The organism is Sandaracinaceae bacterium, assembly GCA_016706685.1.
Taxonomy (GTDB): domain Bacteria; phylum Myxococcota_A; class Polyangia; order Polyangiales; family Houyiibacteriaceae; genus JADJJE01.
On the sequence record JADJJE010000011.1, the window covers coordinates 102,474 to 120,919 of the forward strand.

At 69.9% G+C, this 18,446-nt stretch carries 8 protein-coding genes; 3 read left to right on the plus strand and 5 right to left on the minus strand.

Features of this window, described 5'->3' with window-relative positions:
• Positions 1-33: 33 nt before the first annotated feature.
• Positions 34-1,278, plus strand: a complete 1,245-nt coding sequence (locus tag IPI43_13925) for a hypothetical protein (GenBank protein ID MBK7775205.1) — start codon at positions 34-36, stop codon at positions 1,276-1,278.
• A 314-nt stretch (positions 1,279-1,592) separates the two neighbouring features.
• Here the strand turns inward: IPI43_13925 and IPI43_13930 are convergent, their stop codons facing one another.
• The 3 genes from IPI43_13930 to IPI43_13940 are packed head-to-tail and all read right to left on the minus strand — an operon-like array spanning position 1,593 to position 11,752.
• On the minus strand, positions 1,593-2,474 hold the full coding sequence (locus IPI43_13930; protein ID MBK7775206.1) for an aminotransferase class IV: 882 nt from the start codon (positions 2,472-2,474) through the stop codon (positions 1,593-1,595).
• Between the two features lie 6 nt (positions 2,475-2,480).
• Positions 2,481-2,804, minus strand: coding sequence for a tetratricopeptide repeat protein (locus IPI43_13935; GenBank protein ID MBK7775207.1), 324 nt, complete (start codon positions 2,802-2,804; stop codon positions 2,481-2,483).
• The gene (locus IPI43_13940; protein MBK7775208.1) at positions 2,747-11,752 is read right to left on the minus strand and encodes a hypothetical protein; all 9,006 of its coding nucleotides are present in this window, start codon (positions 11,750-11,752) and stop codon (positions 2,747-2,749) included. Before IPI43_13940 ends, IPI43_13935 begins: the two co-directional genes overlap by 58 nt.
• A gap of 2,158 nt (positions 11,753-13,910) precedes the next feature.
• On the opposite strand from IPI43_13940, the gene IPI43_13945 reads away from it, so the two are divergent.
• Positions 13,911-16,019, plus strand: a complete 2,109-nt coding sequence (locus IPI43_13945; GenBank protein MBK7775209.1) for a hypothetical protein — start codon at positions 13,911-13,913, stop codon at positions 16,017-16,019.
• A gap of 210 nt (positions 16,020-16,229) precedes the next feature.
• Here IPI43_13945 and IPI43_13950 read toward each other — a convergent pair whose 3' ends face one another.
• Entirely contained in the window at positions 16,230-16,742 is a 513-nt protein-coding gene (locus tag IPI43_13950; protein ID MBK7775210.1) for a DUF962 domain-containing protein, read from the minus strand.
• A gap of 7 nt (positions 16,743-16,749) precedes the next feature.
• A complete protein-coding gene (locus IPI43_13955) occupies positions 16,750-17,460 on the minus strand; it encodes a hypothetical protein (GenBank protein ID MBK7775211.1) in 711 nt (236 codons plus the stop codon).
• Between the two features lie 61 nt (positions 17,461-17,521).
• On the opposite strand from IPI43_13955, the gene IPI43_13960 reads away from it, so the two are divergent.
• Positions 17,522-18,442: a hydroxymethylglutaryl-CoA lyase gene (locus tag IPI43_13960; GenBank protein MBK7775212.1), complete on the plus strand. Its 921-nt coding sequence runs from the start codon at positions 17,522-17,524 to the stop codon at positions 18,440-18,442.
• Positions 18,443-18,446 lie beyond the last annotated feature (4 nt).

The window sequence follows — 18,446 nt, forward strand, 5'->3', positions numbered from 1 at the left end:
GACGCCGAAGCACGAGTGCTTAGGCTGTAGGAGATGCGTTCGCTGCTCCTGCTCGTCACCGCGCTCCTGCTGGCCCTCACGTGGCAGCAGCCCCTCGCGCTGGCGCAGGAGCACAGCCACGCCGAGGCGCCTTCGGACGCCATCTTCGCCGGGGTGAGCGACCTCTCCACGCTGCCCCCCAACCCTCCGGACTACATGAGCGAGTCGGTGGGCAACGTGACCTGGGACTTCCCCCGTCAAGCCGAGTCGGATGCCCGTGAGCTCATCGCCGCGTGGCGCCCGGCCTGGGATGGCATCGAGGCAGACCTCGGCGAGGCGCTGGACAGCACCATGCGCATCCGGATTGCCCGCAACGCCACGGAGATGCGCGCGCTAGCGCCGGTGGGCTCACCGCCACCCGAGTACGCCGCGGGCGTGGCCTATCCTTCGCTGGGGCTGGTGCTGCTCACGTTCACCGCGCCGCAGGGCGTGGAACCGCCGGACATCCAGAAGGTGATGGTGCACGAGCTGTCGCACGTGGCGCTCCACCGGGCCGTGCGGGGCAACCCGGTGCCGCGCTGGTTCACGGAGGGGCTGGCCATTCATCAAGCGGGAGAGCTCTCTTTCGAGCGCGCCAAGGTGCTGATGCGGGCCACCTACAGCAGCGAGCGCATCCCCCTGCGCGAGCTGTCCGAGCGCTTCCCCAGCCGCGCCTATGATGTGGACCTGGCCTATGCACAGAGCGCCGACATCGTGCGCTTCCTGCTGGCCGACCCGCGCGGCGCGGCCAAGCTGCGGCGCCTGGTGCGAGGCGTGCGCGATGGTGCCAGCTTCGCTGACGCGCTCGAGGACGCGTACTACATGCGCCCCGCTCAGCTGGAGCGTGAGTGGATTGCCGACCTGAGCTCACGCAACCGGCTGTTCCCGGTGCTGGTGGGCGGGGGCATCGCCTGGACGCTGGCAGCGCTGCTCCTGCCGCTGGCGTATCTCCGCCGGAGGCGACGCGCCCGCGCCAAGCTCGCGGACATGGCCAAGCGCGAGACCGAAGAGCGCGCCGAGCGGCTGCGCGAGCTCCTGGAGACCCTGCGTGCGCGGCAGTCGTTGTGGGTGGTGGCGCCGGGAGAGCTGACGGCAACGCCGCTGGCCGTGGGGCGGAGCCCCGCCGACAGCGCGGACACTGCCGCGGATGCGGACGAAACCACGGGTGGCACGGCGGCTTCACAGTCCAGGGGCATTGCACGCTCCGACGGTGGGCTGCCGGTGGTGCGCATCGGCGACGAGACGCACACGCTCCACTGACGAAGTCTCGCGCTGCGAGCCGCTGGGCACCCGCTTCAGACAGACGGAACACAGAGACCCCGCGCGGTGACCCGGTGGCGCGTCATGCGCGAGGGACACCATGCGGGGTCAAGCGGCCAGGCCGCTCGCGCGGGGCTACTTCGACTCGGGATGAATCGGGAACTTGGGCGTGCTCCCCTTCTTCTCGAGCTGCTTCTTGCGCGCGCGACCGGCTTTGGTCGTCTTGTTCTGGCGGCGGGTCTTGGTCTTGCTGGTGGCGGACATGCGGCGGGTTGTAGCGGGCCAGCCCGCAACGGGCAAGTGGATTCCTGCAGTCAGACGCGCTGATCCGCGAGGATGTGCTCGCGAATCCGGGCACGGTAGGCGGCATGCAGCTGCTTCACCACAGGGCCTGGGCGCCCATCGGCGATGACGCGGTCGTCCACCTTCACCACGGGCACCACCTCGCGGATGCTGCTGGTGATGAAGACCTCGTCCGCTTCATAAAGATCCGCGGGAAACAACGCCTCCTCGTCCACGGGGAGGCCCACCGCGTGCGCCGCTTCGAGGACGGTGGCGCGGGTGATGCCCGCCAGGATGCCCGACTCCGGCCGCGGGGTGCGCAGCCGCCCCGCCTTCACGATGAAGATGTTGGAGCTGGCCCCCTCGAGCACCTCGCCCCCGCGCCCGGTGATGATCGCCTCGTGCGCGCCCGTCTGCTTGGCCTCGTGCACCGCCAGCAGGTTGGCCAGGTAGTTGGACGCCTTCACGCCCGCCGCCTGCTTGTCGTCGGTGGGACGTGACACCTGCATGACCCGCACGGCCACCCCGTCGGTGTAGTGCTCCGCCGGGATGGTGGGCACGGGCGCGGCGATGATCACCCGGGTGGGATCCTTCGCGGTGGTGAGGTCGTAGGTGAGCGGGCCGCTCCCGCGCGTGATGACCAGGCGCAGATAGCTCTCGGCGTTGCCCGACGCCTTGTGCGCCTCGGCCGCCTCGTGGGCGAGCACGGCGAGCGAGACCGGCATGGGGATGAGCAAGCGCTCGGCAGAGCGCGCGAGCCGCAAGAGGTGCTCGGCTTCGGCGAAGGGCACGCCGTCGTAGGTGCGGTAGACCTCGAACACGCTGTCGCCGTAGAGGAAACCGCGGTCGAAGACGGAGACCTTGGCGTCATCCTCCGCGAAGATGACGCCGTTGATCGACACGACGATGGGCATCGTGGTTCAGCTCTTGAGGGTGGCCAGCAGTGTTGCAGCCCGCGTATGCGACGAGTCCTCGGCCACGGCGCGCTCCAGCATGGAGATGGCCTTGCTGCCCTCCCCCTGCTGGTGCGAGATGTCGCCCAGGTAGAAGTAGACGTCCGCCTTCGAGAGCCCGTCGCTCGGCTGCAGCTTCTGGAGCAGCAGCGCGCGGAAGGTCTTCTGAGCGCGGTCGTAGTCCGCCGTGCGATGCGTGAGCACGCCCAGGTCGCGCAGGATGGCCACGTTGGTCAGGTCGATGCGGAAGGCCGCGTCGTACTGCTCGAGCGCGCCGGCGTCGTCGCCCATGCCCTCGAGCGCCTTGCCGAGGCGGTGGTGGAACGCCGCCAGCTCCTTGCTGCGTCGCCCGCCGAAGCTGGCGATGATCTGCTGCAGCACGGGGACGGCGTCGCGCTGGCGCCCGGCCTTGATGTAGAGGTCGCAGAGGGGCAACAGCACCTCGCGGTCGTCGGGCTTGAGGGCCGCCGCGCGCTCCAGGTAGCTGGCGCCGCCCGCCGCGTCGTCCAGCTTGTCCGTGTAGAGCGCCGCGATCTCCTTGTAGAGCGCCACGCGCCGCGCGTCGTCTGTGGCGCGCTCGGCCTCGCTGGCAAGGAAGCCCGCGAGCTCCACGTGCTTTTTGTGGGCTTCGAGATGCGCCCGCAAGCGCTTGCGCGATGCGTCGGTCTCGTCGAGCTCCGCCGCCGCCCGCAGCATGGCCTCGGGCGCGCCAGATCCTTGAGGTCGCGCTCGGCCAGGTCGGCCACGCGCAGGGTGGTGGCCAGCGCCTCGGCGCCGCTCAGCACGGGCAACAGGCGGTCGAGGGCGTCGGCCGTCTTGGCCTTGTCTCCCGCCCGCTCGAAGAGCGCCACGCGGGCTCGCAGGCTGGGCTCGTGACCCGGCGCGTGCGCCAGGATGCGGTCGTGGGCGGCAATCGCCCCGGGGCCGTCGTCCAGGTGGTCGGCGCGCACGTCTGCCAGGCGCGTGAGCAGCGGGACCAAGCGCTCGTTGTTGGACTCGCTGCCAGCGCGACGCTCGAGGATCTCGGCGACGTCCTGCCAGCGCTCCTCGAGCCCCAGCAAGCGCTCCATCTCGTCGAGCGCCTCACCATGCGCGGGATCGATCTCGAGGATGCCCTGCAGCTGCTCGAGCGCATCGCCGCGCCGACCGAAGGCCTGCTCGTCGAGGCGCGCCATGCGGACGCGGGCGCTGATCTGATCTTCCGTGGTGTCGGCGAGGTCGAGGCGCCGCTCGAGCAACTGCTTGAGGGCGCTCCAGCGCTCGTCGGCCTGGTAGAGCTTCTCGAGCGCGTCGATGGTGGCGAGGTCGGAGGGCTCCTCGTCCAACAGTTCCTCGTAGGCCGACGTGGCGCGACGCGCGTCCTCGAGCGGACCCGCGAACAGCTCCGCGAGCCGGCGGCGCAGCCCCATCCGAACGGTGGGATCGGACTCGCCCTCGATGCGCTTGGCGAGCAGCTCCACCACGTCCGGCCACTGCTCTTGCGTGGTGCGGATGTCGATGAGCCCGTCCAGCGCCTCGGCGTCGGTCGCGTCGATGTCGAGGATCTTCTGGAGGCACGCGGACGCGGTGTCCACATCGCCCGCTGAGGCCGCCAGTGCGGACGCCTCGCGCAGGCGGTCCTTCTTGGCGACTTCGTCCATGTCGGCGTCGGCCCAGGCCCGCAGCGCGGGCACCAGGTCGGCGTTGCGGCCCCCCATGCGGAGCATCTCCACCAGCTGCTCGTGAGCCTCGAGGGTCTCGGCGTCGGCACGGATGCTGGCGCGCAGGCACGCCTCTGCGGCGGCGAGGTCGCCCATCTTGTCCCGGTACCAGCCCGCTGCGCGCAGGTTGAGGTCGCGCGCCATCATGCTGTCGACGTTGCTGCCCTTGGTGACCGCCTCGACCATGCCGCGCAGCGACTCCCAGGAGCCGGACCCCTCGGCCAGACGCTCCACCTCGCCCAGGATCATCTCGTCACGCGGGTCGAGTTCGAACGCCCGGCGCATGGCGCCCAACGCGCGGCCTCGGTCGCCGAGGTCCTGCTCCCAGATCTGCGCCGCCTCTTGCAGCATGCGCACGCGCTCGCCATCGCTGTCGGCGAGCCGGATGCGGATGTCGTAGAGTTCCAGCACCTTGTCGTTGCGCCCCTCGGCGCGATAGGCCGTGTCGAGCACGTCCACCACGTCGGTAGCCAGGGCCGGGTTGTCGGTGAGGCTCTCGAGCACACCCAACGCGACGGCGTTGCCCGGCTCGGTCTCGACCACCTCTTGGTACGCCGCGAAGGCGCCGCGCAGGTCTTCGAAGCGCTGATTTCGCAGCGCGCCGAGCCGCAACAAGAGCGCGATGCGCTCCTGGGGATCATCCGCCGAGGACACACGCCGCTCGAGCACCTCGCCCAGGGAGCTCCAGTTCTGGGTCTTCTCGTGCAGCCGGTCCAGGGTGGCGAGCAGCTCGGGCTCGTCGCCCACCTGCTCGAGGGCGCGCTGCGTGGCGGTGACGGCGCGATGATCGTCACCGAGGTGCTCCTCCGCGATGCGCGCCGTGCGCACGAAGAGGCCCCGCCCGACCAGGGGATCGAGCGAGGCGCTAGCGCGCGCCATGAACGTGTCGGCCGCGGCTGCCCACAGCCCGAGCGAGCCCGCGAGCCGCTCGATGTCGTTCTGCACGTCCTCGTCGCTCGAGTCTTCGGCCAGCGCTTGGCGCAGGGTGTCGAAGGCCGCGTGGGCGTTGCCACGCCCCTGCTCGTGGGTCTCAGCCAGCTGGCGGAGGATGGTCTTCTTCTCGAAGGGGTCACCCGCGCCCTCGGCACGGAGCTGCAGCAACGCGGCGAGACCGTCGTGCCGCCCTTGCGCGCGCAGCAGCGGTTCGAGGATCTCGGCCGCCTGCTCGCGATAGTCCGCCAGCTGCGAGATGCGCGTGAGCGCGTCCAGCGAGGGCCCGTGGGCGGGGTCGATGGCGAGCGCGCTGCGGTACATCTCGAGCGCTTCGAGCACGTCGTCCAGCTCGCGCTCGAGCACGGACCCCGCGCGGTGCACGAACCCGACCTTGAGGTCCGGAGCGCCCGCCTGCTCGGCTTGCACGCGCAGGATGTCCAGCAGCTCGGGCCACATGGCCTGGCGCTCGTAGAGGCGCGCGAGGCTCACCACGGCGTCGGGGTGTCCATCCTGCAGCGAGAGCACACCCAGCAGCGCGTCGATAGCCTGCTGCGGGCGGCTGAGCTGCGTCTCCTCGAGCTGCGCCAGGCGCAGCCCGATCTCGATCTTGATCTCGGGGTCTTCTTCCACCTCGACACGCCGGCCGAGCACGTCGCTGAGCTCCGTGAACTTGCTGGCCTTCGAGTAGAGCGAGTCCAGCGCCTCGTAGGCGATGGGGTCGTTCGGGTCTTCGGCGGTGGCACGCGTGTAGGACTCGATGGCCCCGGCCGGGTTGGCCAACAGCTCCTCGAGCACCGACCCGGCACGCCGCAGGTACTCGGCGCGCTCGAGCGGGTCGAAGCTGCGCTCGGTCTTCTTGTTGAGCACGTCGACCATGCCCGTCCAGTCACCCACCATGGTGTGGAGACCTTCCAGCATGTTGAGCGCGTCCGAACTCTCGGGGTCGTGCTCCGCCAGGCGCTCGTACGTGGTGATGGCCGCGCGCGGGTCACCGAGCTTCTCGTCTTGGATGCGCGCCAGCGCCGCCAGCAACTCGCCCACGTTGACGGGGTCTTCCGAAGCATCGATGGCGCGCTCGTAGGCGGCCACGGCCTGGGCCCAGTCCTGCACGCGATCGGCGAGTCGGTCGATCTGGGCGCGCGCTTCGGTGGAGTGCGGTGCGGCGGTGAATGCACGGCCCCAGGCCTCGAGCGCCATCGCGGCATCGCCACCGCGCTGCTCGTGCAGCGTGGCGACCTCACCCAGGATGCGCTCGGCGTCATCGGGCGTCTCGGCGTTGGCCGCTTGGGCCTCGAGAATGGCGATGAGCTTGCGCCACTCGTCTTGCTGCCGATAGATGGGTTCGAGCACCTCGGTGATGCGGCGCTGGTGCTCCTCGTTCATGACGAGGCGCTCCAGCTCCGACACCGTGGGCGCGTGCGTGGGGTTCGACATCAGCACCTCTTCGAAGGTGTCGATGGCGCCCCGGATGTCGTTCAGCCGGGTGGCCTGCAGGACACCCAGGCGGTGGCGCAGCTCGGCCTCCTCGGGCGTGCCGCGGGCGGTGTCCACGCGGTAGCGAAGGTGATCCGCCAGCTCGTGGAACTGGTTGGCGTCACCCAGCAAGCGGTCGAGCGCCTGGATGGCCCCCGCGTCCTCCGGCGAGACCTCGAGGATCTCGCGGTACAGCTTGGTGGCACCCGGGGCATCCGCGAGCTTGGTCTCGGTCACCGTGGCGGCGCGGTGCAGCACGTTCACGCGCTCCGCGTCGGTGTCGGCGAGGTCCACCCGCTCGCGGTAGAGCTCCATCAGGGGCTGCCACTGCGTGGTGCGCTGGTAGACGGACTCGAGCGCCGCGAACAGGTCTGCGCGCGTGGGGTCGAAGCGCAGCGCGCGGGCGAAGTAGGCCGCCGCGCGCTTCGGGTCTTCACTGCGCGTGTCGAAGATGCGGGCCGTGGTGATGCACAGCTCGGCGGTGTCCTCGTCGTCCACCGAGATCTCGTCGAGAGCCTTGGCGTAGACCTCCCCGAGCCGGTCCCACTTGTCGAGCACGTTGGTCATGCGCGTGAGCGTGTCCCACACGCTGCGGTCTCGCGGGTCCTCGTTGAAGAGCCGCGCATAGGCCTCGAGGGCCCCGTCCAGGTCTTCGAGGTAGTCCTCGTGCAGCTGGCCCATGCGGCCCAGCAGCCCCTTGCGGGCGTCCAGCTCGTTCTCGGAGGCCAGACGCGCCTCGAGCGCCGCGCGGACGTTCGGCCACTCCATGCGCGCGAGGTAGACGGGCTCGAGCACACGCGCGGCGGCACCGCTGTGCTCCGTGCTGGTCATGAGCGCGTTCAGCGCGGCGATGCTCGGCTCGTGGTTGCCATCCAGCTTGAGCGCCTTCTCGAGGTTCTCCATGCCGCTGTAGGCGTCGTCGAGCGAGTTCACCTGCACCATGCCGAGGCGGTAGTGGAGGCCGACGGGATCTCCCGCGCCCACCTCGATCTGCCGCTCCAGGATGGCGGCGAGGTCGGAGTGACGCTCGGTGCGCGCGTACAGGCTCTCGAGCTTGGCGTACGCCACGGCGTGCCGCTCGTCCTCCAGCACCACGGCCTCGAGGGCCTCGATGGCGGAGCGCAGGTCTTCGAGGTGTTCCTCCGAGATGCGCGCCTGCTCGAGCAGCAGCGCCACGCGCTCGGGAGCGGTCTCGGCCACCTCCACCTTGCGACGCAGCGTGTCGATCAGGGCCGGGTAGTCGCCCGCCTCGGCCTGCAGGGCCTGCAGCGCGTCGAGCGCAGCGCCGAAGTCGGGGCGCTGCTCCAGCACCTTGCGGTAGTACTGCCGCGCGGTGTCGAGGTCCGCCAAGCGATCACGCGAGGTGGCCGCCACGGTCATCATGACGTTGACCTGCAGGTCGCTGTCCATGATGTCGGGCGAGATGTCGCGCAGGGTGTCCACGTAGGGGCGCCACTGCTCGGCGCGCTCGGCCAGGCGACCGAAGTCGCTGACCATGGCGCCCAGGTCTTCCTCGGCCAGGCCCGCGCGCACGGCGCGGCCCATCAGCGTGAAGGCCTGCTCCGTGTCTCCGAGACCCATCTCGGCGACCTCGGCGGCCTGACGGTGCGCAGCCAGGCGCTCGGTCGGGTCGTCGCACTCGGCCACCACCTCGAGCGCGTTGATCAGGTCGGCATACAGCGCGTTGCCCTGGTAGTGCGGCACCAGCACCCGCGCGGCGTCCACGCGGGCGTGTCCGTTCGGATCGGTGACGATCTCCTCGAGCGCGTTGATGGTGCCGGGGTGGCCCGGGACCACGGCGAGCACTTCGCCGTAGGCTTCGATGGCGCGGTCCACCTGCTGGGTGCGGGTGCGCATGAGCTCGCCCGCCGCGAAGCGCAGCTCCGCCATGTCGGCAGGGTTGCTGACCAGGTCCAGCTGCTGCTCGCGGATCTCGAGCAGGTCGTCCCACTTCTCGGTCTCGCCGTAGAGCTTGACCAGCGCGTCGAACGACTCGGCGTCCGGGCCGAAGCGACCGATGACGTCGTTGTAGGCGACGATGGCGTTGTCCAGGTCGCCCAGGCGCCGCGCGTAAACCTCTCCGATGCGACGCGCGATGCCACGCTGCTCATCGGGGTCTTCGGTCAGCGCGTCGCGGTTCTGCAGCACGCCCACCAGGTTCTGCCACTGCGACTCGGTCTCGTAGAGGCGCTCGAGCGCGCGCAGCGCCGAGACGTCGTCCGGAGCGCTCTCGAGCCGCTCACGATGGGCTTCGATGGCGCCCGGGCGGTCCTCGAGCGTGGTCTCGAGCAGCTCGGCCAGGCGCAGCAACAGGCCTGCGCGCAGCGACGGGTCCTGCTCGAAGCGAATCTGCCGGCGAAGGTCTTCCGCGAGCGCCGTGAAGTTCTCGGCCCCGAGGTGGATGCGCTCGAGGGCCTGAGAGGCCGGCACCACGTTGTCGGGGTTCTCGGGGTCCACCGCGATCAAGCGCTGGTAGGCGCGCTCGGCGTTGACCGGGTCGGCCTCCTGCTCGTCCCAGAGACGCGCGACCTCGAGCAACAGCTCGCCCGACAGGTAGGGCTCGTTGACGCTCTCGATGGCGCTCTCCAGCACGGCGGCACGCTCGCGCTGCGCGTCACGGATGGTGGCGAGGCGCGCCAGCACCTCGCGGCTGCCACGCTCGGCCGGGTCGGCCGTGACGGCTCGTGCGTAGGCACCGAACGCGCGGTCCACGTCGCGCAGGCGCTCTTCGTTGATCTCACCGATGCGCGTGAGCAGCGCCACGCGAGCGCCCGGGTCACGCACGTCTTCGAGCTGCACCTCGAGGGCACGCACCAGCTGCTGCCACGAGCCCTGCTCCGTGTAGAGCGGCTCCAGGATGGCCGCGATGCGCTGGCGCTGGCTGGGCTCCGTGATGAGGCGCTCGAGCGCCTGCTGGGCGCCCTGATGGCTGGGCGCGTCGAGCAACACCTGCTCGTAGAAGTCCACGGCCTGCACCGGCTGGTCGAGGCGCGTCTCCGCGATCTCGCCGAGCTCGAACGTGATGTCCACGCGCTCGGTGCCCGTGGCGCGGTCGAGGTCCTCGCGGCGCAACGCGGCGAGGTCACGCCAGCGGTCCGTGCGCCGGTACAGGCGGTCCAACGCCTTGCGCGTGGGCGCGTGGTCGGGCGTGAGCTCGATGACCTCCTGGTAGTACTGGATGGCCTTCGGGAAGTCCTCGAGCAGCTCCTCGAAGAGGAAGCACACCTGCAGCAGCAGCTCGCGCTTCTGCTCGGCGTCCAGCGTCTCGGCGATGCGGTTGCGGTACAGCGCCTGGAGGTCGTCCCAACGCTCGCGGTTGGTGTACAGCTCCTTCAGGGCAACGAACGAGCGCTCGTTGACGGCGTCGTCGCTGAGCACGCGCTTGTGGAAAGGCTCGGCGTTGTCGGGCTGGTTGAGCACCACCTCGTAGAGGTCGGCCGTGCGGCGCGCCAGGTCGAGGATGTCCACCTTGCTGAGCCCGCCGGCTTCGATGGCGGTGGAGTACGCCTGCGCCAGCTCCTCGTGCTTGCTGGCCTGCTCGGCGGCGCCCGCGAGGCGGTCCCACAGGTCCGTGTCGGCCGGGCGGTCCAGGAAGGCGGCCTCGAGCGCACGGTAGGCGCCGTCGGCGTCACCCAGCTCGGTGGCGGCCAGCTCGGCCAGACGCAAGCGCAGCGAGCGCACCTCTTCTTCGTCGGTGGCTCCCGCCAAACGCCGCGTGAGGATGTCGTTGACCTTCTGGAACTCGCCCTTGCGCGTGTACGCAGGCTCGAGCACGCGGCCGAGGCGCAACGCCAACGTGCCGTCGTCGCCCTCCACCAGCGCCTCGAGGCCCCGCACCGCGGCTTCGTTGGACGGGTCGGTCTTGAGCGTGACGGCGTAGGCGTCGATGGCCTCCGAGGGCTTGCCCAGGAAAGTGCGCAGCACGTCGGCGTGACGCAGCGCGAGCTGACCCGCCTCCGCGCTGTTGGGCTCGGCGATCTGGCGACGCCGCTCGAGCATGGTGCTGACCTCTTCCCAGCGCCCTGCGGCGCTCGCGAGGCGATCCAGCGCGCGCAGCGCGTCCGGATCCATGTCGTCGATCTCGAGGATGGCGCGGTAGCGTCGCGCGGCGGCCTCGGAGTCTTCGAGCAGATGCTCTTCCAACTCGGCCACTTCGGAGAGCAGCACCCAGCGCTCGCTCGGCGCCTCGGTGTGCGCCAGGCGGTGGTCGTAGAGCGCGCGCAGCTCGGCCGACTTGCCTTCCACCCGATAGAGGCGGCCCAGCACGTCCAGCGCTTCCACGTCGCGCGGGTCCTCGTCGAGGATCTGCTTGAGCTCCACGATGGCGTCGCCCGTGGCGCCAAGCTTCTCGCCCGCGATGGACGCGATGCGGCGACGCAGCTCGGTCTTCTCGGCCGAGTCCACGTCCGCGGCCTTCAGGCGCTCGCGATAGAGTTCCACCAACGCCGCATGAGCACCGGCGCGCTCGGCCGTCTCGGCCACGGCGGTGCGCGTGTCCACGTCGCTCGGGGCCAGGCGATACGCCTCGGTGGCGTGCCGGAAGGCCGCGCTGGTGTCGCCCAGCTGCGTGAGGCACAGGATGCGCAACCGCTCGAGCAGCTCGCGGCGCGCCAGGCCGCCGTCACCGGAGGTGTCCGTGTTGCGGGCCAGCAGCTCCAGCATGCCCACCAGGCGGGGCCACTTCTCTTCCTTCTCGTAGATGGGCGCCAGCGCCTTCGCCGCTTCCACGTTCTCGCTGTCCACCGACAGCACGCGCTCGTAGTTGCGGAACGCGCGGTGCGGCTCCCCAATCTGGTTCTCGTACAGGTTCGCGGCGCGGAAGCTGAGCTCCTTCTTGAGCTCCACGTCGTCGGTGCGGTCGGCGGCGTTGCCCAGCACCTCCACCAAGCCTTCCCAGTCGTTGGCGTCGGCGTAGAGCGACTCGAGGCCGACCCAGTCACGCGCCCCGATGAACGCCTCACGCAGCGTGCGCAGCGCGCGCCCGTTCTTGGGCTCGATGACCAGCACGCGCTGCCATGCCCGCGCGGCGGCGGCGGGATCACCACGATGCTCCGAGTGGATGGGCCCGAGCTTCTGCAGCAGCTTGATGCGCTCGGCGTCGTCGCCGGCCTCGCTGATGCGCCGCTCCAGCACCTCGGCCAGCGAGTCCCAGTCCTTCTCGCGCTCGGCCAGCTTCTCGAGCGCGTCGAGCGCGCCCGGCGTGTCGGGCGCGTCGGCCAGGACTTCCTTCCAAAGCGCGATGGCGTCCGCGTGCTTGTGCAGACGCTCCCCGCGATCTGCGCGAGCTCGATGCGACCGGCCAGGCGAGCCGCCGGATCACTGGCGAGGCTGCCCTCCTTCTTGAGCACCTCGTAGAGCGACGACCACGCGCGCTTCTTCGAGTAGATGTCCTTGAGCTGCGCCAGCGCGCCGCGGTTCTCCGGGTCCAGCTCCAGCACGCTCTCGAGCGGCTTGGTGGCCTGGTTGTAGTTGGCGAAGCGCTCGATCCAGAGCGACGCCACGCGCGAGTACAGCTGCACGCGCTCGGCGGTCTTGGTGCTGGCGTCGGCGCGCTGCGTGAGCACGCGGATGAGGTCGTTCCAGCGACCCATCGACTCGTACGTGGTCGACAACGCGTCGAGCGCCTCGGCGTCGTCCGGCACCTCGGTGAGGATGGCCGTGTACGTGTTGATGACCATCACGTCGAGCTTGAGGTGATCACGATAGATGGTGACCATCTCGCGCAGCGTGCCGAGCTTGCGCGCGGCCTGCTCGAGGTCCGTGCTGCTGAGCGCGTCCACTTCGGCGCGCATGACCTCGACCAGCGCGTTCCACTTCTCGCCCTTGCGGTACAGGTCGCGCAGGGCCTCCACGGCCTCGAGGTTGCTCGGCTCGAGGCGCTGCACGGCCTTCCAGGCATCGATGGCGCGCTCGGTGTGGTCACCCAGCTGCGCGGAACGCGCCAGCTCGAGCGCGAGCGTGAGCTTCTGGCCCTCGCCGGCGACGCGCTGCGCGTCCGAGAGGATGGTGAGCAGGCGCGGGTCGTCTTGCGACAGGTACTCGCGATAGAACGTGAGCATGCCGGGGTTGGTGGGATCGGTCTTGCGCAAGCGCGCAAAGTACGGCTCGGCCTCCTCGGGCGAGTTGCGGATGCGCCAGTGCACCATGGCGAGCTGGATGAGGATGCCCTGCTCGCTCTCGAGCTTCTGACGCGAGCGCAGCGCGTCCTCGTAGAGCGCCACGAGGTGGTCCCACTGCTCCTTCTCGGTGAAGTACTCCACCAGGAACGTGAGCGCATCGGGCTGGCCCGGCGTGAAGTCCAGCACGCGCTCGTAGCACGTGGCCGCGTTGTCGCGGTCCTGGGTCTCGCGCTCGAACACCCGCGCCGCGTGGATGTACAGGCTCACCTTTTCGTCGCGGTTGCGCGCGTTCTCGGCCGTGCTCATGAGCATGGGGCCGAGCACGTCGAACTTCTTGCGGTCGCGCAGCGTGATGGCGTAGAGGCGGGCCGCGCGGGTGTTGCCGGGCTCGGCCTCGAGCGCCTTGGCGAAGAGGGTGTCCACCTCCTTGGTCTTGCCCTTCTTGCGGAACTGCCACGAGAGCGCCGCCGCGCGCACGAGCATGGACGCCTTCAGGCTGGGGTCGCTGGCGTCCTCGGCCTCGGTGACGAAGCGGTCCGCGATCTCGCGCCAGCTCTTCTCGGCCGCCTCCAGCTGCTCGATTTGCTCGGCCGTCTCGTCTTCTTCGCGCAGCGACTGCGCCAGCGAGAACGCCTCCACGGCGCCGGCCGAGTCCATGAGCTCTTCGGCGCGAATGCGGCCGAGCTCCTTCAACAGCGCGAGCTGGAACTCGGGGTCGTCATCCGACATCCCGATCTCGACGTCGATGAGCCAGGCGGCCGCTTGGTGCTCCCCACGCTGGTCATGCCGCCCGCGCGCCAGTTCGATCAACCGCAGCGGTGCCTCGCCGAGCCGCGTTGCATCCTTGCTCGCGATGGCCTCTTTGAGCCCCTCGTACGCGGTCGCGTCGTGAGGGTTGTCCTGCAACATGCCGAGGTAGTTCGAGACGGTCAGCGCCGACATCGGCTCTCCTATGCCGTAGGCCTGGCGAAATGCGCCGAGGACCACAGCGTACATCTGTCGTGGGTTCGTCTCGGGGCGCACCACAGAACCCCGAAAACGCAAAGATCTTCAAGCCTAAGCCACGCGGCCCGTGGAGGCGGCGTGGGCTCGCGATGGTACCGGCGGCGTGTCTCGGGTTTCAAGCGTGAAATCCCTGCGCCTCGAATGAGCCAAGCGGGTACCATGGAGTCATGACCAGAACGACCGCGTTTGCCCCTGCCCAGGTCCTCTCCGCCGGCCGCAGGACGGGGCCGAGACGGGCCCTCGCGTCGCTCGGCTGGCTGGTGACCCTCGCTGTCGCGGGCGCCGGTTGTGGCTCGGCGGCCCCATTCGACGAGAACGCGCCCCACCTACGGATGGACTTCGAGGCGCCGCCCACGGACTTCTACGCGGCCCCCTTCCCCGGCGCACACCGCTTCACCAACGGCTTCCCCGACATGACGGGCTTCCCTAACCCGCGAGACAACGACTTCGTGCGCGCGATGCTCGACGTCATCGACACGGACTACTACCGGGGCGCCGGGGTCTCCTCGGCGGTGTACTTCGAGAGCACGGCGCTGATCGACGCGGCCACGCTGCCGAGCGTCGAACAGAGCCGCACCGCTGCCAGCTCCGTGTTCCTCGCGCCCGTGTCGAGCGACGGGGTGCTGGGACCCTATCACCCCATCGCCGTCGAGGCCGTCGACAGCGCCGCCAACATGCAGACTTTCGGGGCGCCCTACATGGTGGGGATCCTGCCCTACCAAGGGGCCCCGCTCGCCGCGGACACGCTCTACGTGGCGGTGGTGCTGGACAGCGTGGTCACCGCCACCGACGAGCCGCTCGGGCGACCCACCGCGTTGCGTGACGTGCTGGCTGGCCGTGCTCCACGGGGGCTCGATGCGGCCCACGCAGCCGACTACCTCACCGCCGCCGCGGCGCTGCGGGACGCCGAGGTGCCACTCGCGCGCATCGTCGGCATGACCGCATTCCGCACCGGTGACCCCACGTACGAGCTGGTGGCGGCACGCGAGGAGGTGCTCGCCGACCCTTTGCCGGTGCTGTCCAGCTTCACCCCGCGTGAGGTCTTCGACACCTACTGCGTGTACGAGGCCAGCGTGGACATGCCCGTCTTCCAGGGTGGCGAGCCTCCCTATCGGCCCACCGGCGGCGGCTGGGTGCACGGCAGCTTCGGTGAGCTGGTGCTGGACCACACCGAGACGGCGCGCGTGTTCGTGACCATTCCGCGCGTGGCCGCAGGCACCGACGGCTACCCCACTTCCATCTTCGTGCGCACGGGCGGCGGAGGCGATCGGCCGCTTGTGGATCGCGGAGTGCGCGACGCCGACGGCATGGTGCTCGTGCCCGGCACTGGGCCCGCGCAGGAGTTCGCGGCGGTGGGCGTGGCCGGCATCAGCATCGACGGGCCGCATGGCGGCCTGCGCAACGTGACCGGCGGTGACGAGCAGCTGCTGATCTTCAACATCACCAACCCACCCGCCATGCGGGACAACATCCGCCAGTCGGCACTGGAGCTCGTGATCCTGGCCAACCTGGTGGGCGACATCAGCATCGACACCAGTGCATGCCCAGGCGCCTCGCAGCCCGCCACGCTGGACGCGGGCCGCCTCGCGCTGATGGGGCACAGCATGGGCGCCACCATCGGGCCCCTCGCGGCGGCCATCGAGCCTCGCATTCGCGCTCTCTTGCTGAGCGGCGCGGGCGGGAGCTGGATCGAAAACATTCTCTACAAGCAGCAGCCGCTGCCGGTGCTGCCCATCGCGCGCCTGATCGTGGGCTACACGCGCGCCACGGCGCAGATCACCGCGCACGACCCGGTGCTGGGGCTCTTGCTGCAGTGGGCGGGCGAGCCGGCCGACCCGCAGGTCTATGCGCAGCGCGTGGTGGACCAGCCGCTAGCCAGCGACGCCCCGCGCCACGTGCTGATGATGCAAGGCATCGTAGACACCTACATCCTGCCCTCCATCGCCAACGGTCTCAGCATGCCGCTGGGCCTCGACCTAGCCGGCCCCGCGCTCGAGTCCACCGACCCGCGCTCCGCCGTCTTCACCAGCATCGAAGACGCCCTCCCGCTGGTGGACCGCACCAGCATCGCCTACCCCGCCAGCGCCAACCGCACGGTGGGCAGCGCCACGGTCACCGCCGTGGTCACCCAGCACCCCGAGGACGGCATCGAAGACGGCCACGAGGTCATGTTCCAGACCACGGGCCCGAAGCACCAGTACCGCTGCTTCTTGGAAGACTTCGCGGCGGGCCGGACGCCGGTGGTCCCGGCACCAGACGCGGCCAGCTGCGACTGAAGCAGCGCCATCGCCGGTCGCGACGCGCGTGGTCAACGTCAACGTCAACGTTGTCGTTGTCCTGAGCGTTGACGGCGACGGCGACGACCTTCGCTGAACGCGCACCCTCGTCCACCACCGCATCGACTCAGGTCCACGGCGGGGTGCCATGAATTCGTCGCCGTCGCCGTCGCCGTCAATGCCCACGCCCACGTGGACACAGCGACCCCCTCACTCCGCCGCGACAGCAGCCTCGCCCTGCACATCCGCCGGGTGCAGCAGCGGCTCTTCCAAGCCCAGCTCCTCGAGCGGGTCACCCGACCACAGCCGCCCCATCGCCATGTGGCCCCACATGCGGAAGTCGCTGGCGGCCGACATGAGCGGGTACTGGAACGTGGCGGGGCGGTTGCCCTCGATCTTGAAGTGCCCGACCCAAGCGCAGGCGTAAGCGAACACCACGCCCGCCGGGAACGTGAGGGGCGCGGCCAGCGTGGGCAGCAGGATCATGGCGGCCACGTGCTTGAGCGGGCGCGCCTCGCGCTCGGCCCCGAGGCCGTGCTTGCCGATGGCCAGGGCCGCCGCGATGGCGAGCGGGAAGCGCACGGGGTTCATGGCGGCGCTGACGCCCATGGCCGTCATGAACCCGGCCGTGCCCACGAAGTGCAGCCGGCGTGAGGCCGCCGAGCGGTGCTCGGACAGGTAGTAGGGCCAGAATTCGTCGAGGCTCTGGGGTCGCTTTGCCATGATGGCGTCAGCGTATCATCAGAGCGCCGGCGTATGTAAGGGTTCCATACGTGGTCAGGCCGATGGCCAAGTGGATGGTGCTCAGCACTTGCAGCGCGCGGTAGTCCTCCGAGCGGTTGAGCCCGAAGGCCTCGGAGTTGGAGGAGACCATGCCCAGGATGATCTGCGCGGCCATTCCCGCGAAGTGCACCCAGCGCAGCCGCTTGTGCGTGCGCAGGCGGCGCGCATAGTCGCCGTCGCCCTCGGACACGTTCAGCGGGTCGGGCATGGCGTAGCTCAGGCCGAAGGTGGTGTAGTAGAGCGCCGACGTGACGATGACGGTGGCGAGGTGTGGCGCAGGCAGCCCGCTGCACGCGTCCTGCCCGAAGGTGGCGTCGCCTCGCCCGCAGGGGGTCCGCCCGGCCGTGGTGCCCGCATACAGGTTGCGGTACTGGATGATGCCGAACACCGTGGCGAGCGTCATGCCGCCCCAGGTGCCGATGCCGAAGGCGCGGTGAATGCGACCCATGCGGCGCCGATGGGCGATGTCCTCGGCCATGCTGCTCTGCGGTGCGCCGTCTTCGGTGTCGGCCAGCACCTCGGACGCGAGGTCCAGGTCGGCGACGGACGCGCTCATGGCGGGCAGCGCTTGCTGCTGCGTCGCCAGGTAGCTGGGGTCCAGCTGCAGGGAGAGTCCGAAGATGGGCGTGGCGAAGAGGAATGCGGCGAGGGGTCCCATAAGCGGCCTATCTACCACACGAGGCTTTGCGGAATGAACCAAATGACGCGACATTGCGGTCATGGCCATCTTCGACTCCCTCCCGGCGTCCGTCTCCATCTACGAGGTCTCCCCCCGCGACGGCCTCCAGAACGAGAGCGCCCAGGTCGCCACCCACGCGAAAGTGCGCTTGATCGAGGCGCTGATCGACGCCGGCCTGAAGCGCATCGAGGTCACCAGCTTCGTGTCCGCCAAGTGGGTCCCGCAGATGTCCGACGCGGACCAGGTCTGCCGCATGGTGGAGAAGCCGGCCGATGTGACGTTCTCGGCCCTGGTGCCCAACGCCCGCGGCCTCGAGCGCGCGCTGGCCGGCGGCATCGATGAAGCGGCCGTGTTCTTGAGCGCCAGCGAGACCCACAACCGCAAGAACGTGAACAAGAGCGTCGCCGAGACGCTGCGCGCCTTCGAGGAGGTCATCGCCCCCGCCCTGCGCAGCCACATGGCGGTGCGCGGCTACGTCTCCACGGTGTGGGGCTGCCCGTACGAAGGTCCCGTCGATCCCGAGGCGGCCCTGCGCATCGCCCAAGAGCTGCTCTCGCGGGGCTGCTACCAGGTGTCGCTCGGAGACACCATCGGCGTGGGCACCCCGCTCCAGACGCGGCGCATCCTCGAGGTGTTCTTGCGCGAGATCCCGGCGGAGAAGATCGCGCTGCACCTGCACGACACGCGCGGCACGGCGCTGGCCAACGTGCTGGTGGGCCTCGAGATGGGCATCACCACCTACGACTCGTCCGTAGGCGGCCTGGGCGGCTGCCCCTATGCGCCCGGCGCCGCGGGCAACCTGGCCACCGAGGATCTGGCCTACACGCTGTCGGGCATGGGCATCGAGACCGGCGTGGACCTCGAGAAGGTGTGGCGCGCCGGCCAAGTGGCCGAAGCCATCGTGGGCCGCGAGCTTCCCGGCAAGGTGCACAAGGCCGGCATCCGCTCGCTGGCGCACTGACCTT

Excerpts from the sequence above, each read along its gene's own strand:
- IPI43_13925 (MBK7775205.1), top strand. The coding sequence starts at position 34 with ATGCGTTCGCTGCTCCTGCTCGTCACCGCGCTCCTGCTGGCCCTCACG.
- IPI43_13930 (MBK7775206.1), bottom strand. The coding sequence starts at position 2,474 with ATGCCCATCGTCGTGTCGATCAACGGCGTCATCTTCGCGGAGGATGAC.
- IPI43_13935 (MBK7775207.1), bottom strand. The coding sequence starts at position 2,804 with ATGGGCGACGACGCCGGCGCGCTCGAGCAGTACGACGCGGCCTTCCGC.
- IPI43_13945 (MBK7775209.1), top strand. The coding sequence starts at position 13,911 with ATGACCAGAACGACCGCGTTTGCCCCTGCCCAGGTCCTCTCCGCCGGC.
- IPI43_13950 (MBK7775210.1), bottom strand. The coding sequence starts at position 16,742 with ATGGCAAAGCGACCCCAGAGCCTCGACGAATTCTGGCCCTACTACCTG.
- IPI43_13955 (MBK7775211.1), bottom strand. The coding sequence starts at position 17,460 with ATGGGACCCCTCGCCGCATTCCTCTTCGCCACGCCCATCTTCGGACTC.
- IPI43_13960 (MBK7775212.1), top strand. The coding sequence starts at position 17,522 with ATGGCCATCTTCGACTCCCTCCCGGCGTCCGTCTCCATCTACGAGGTC.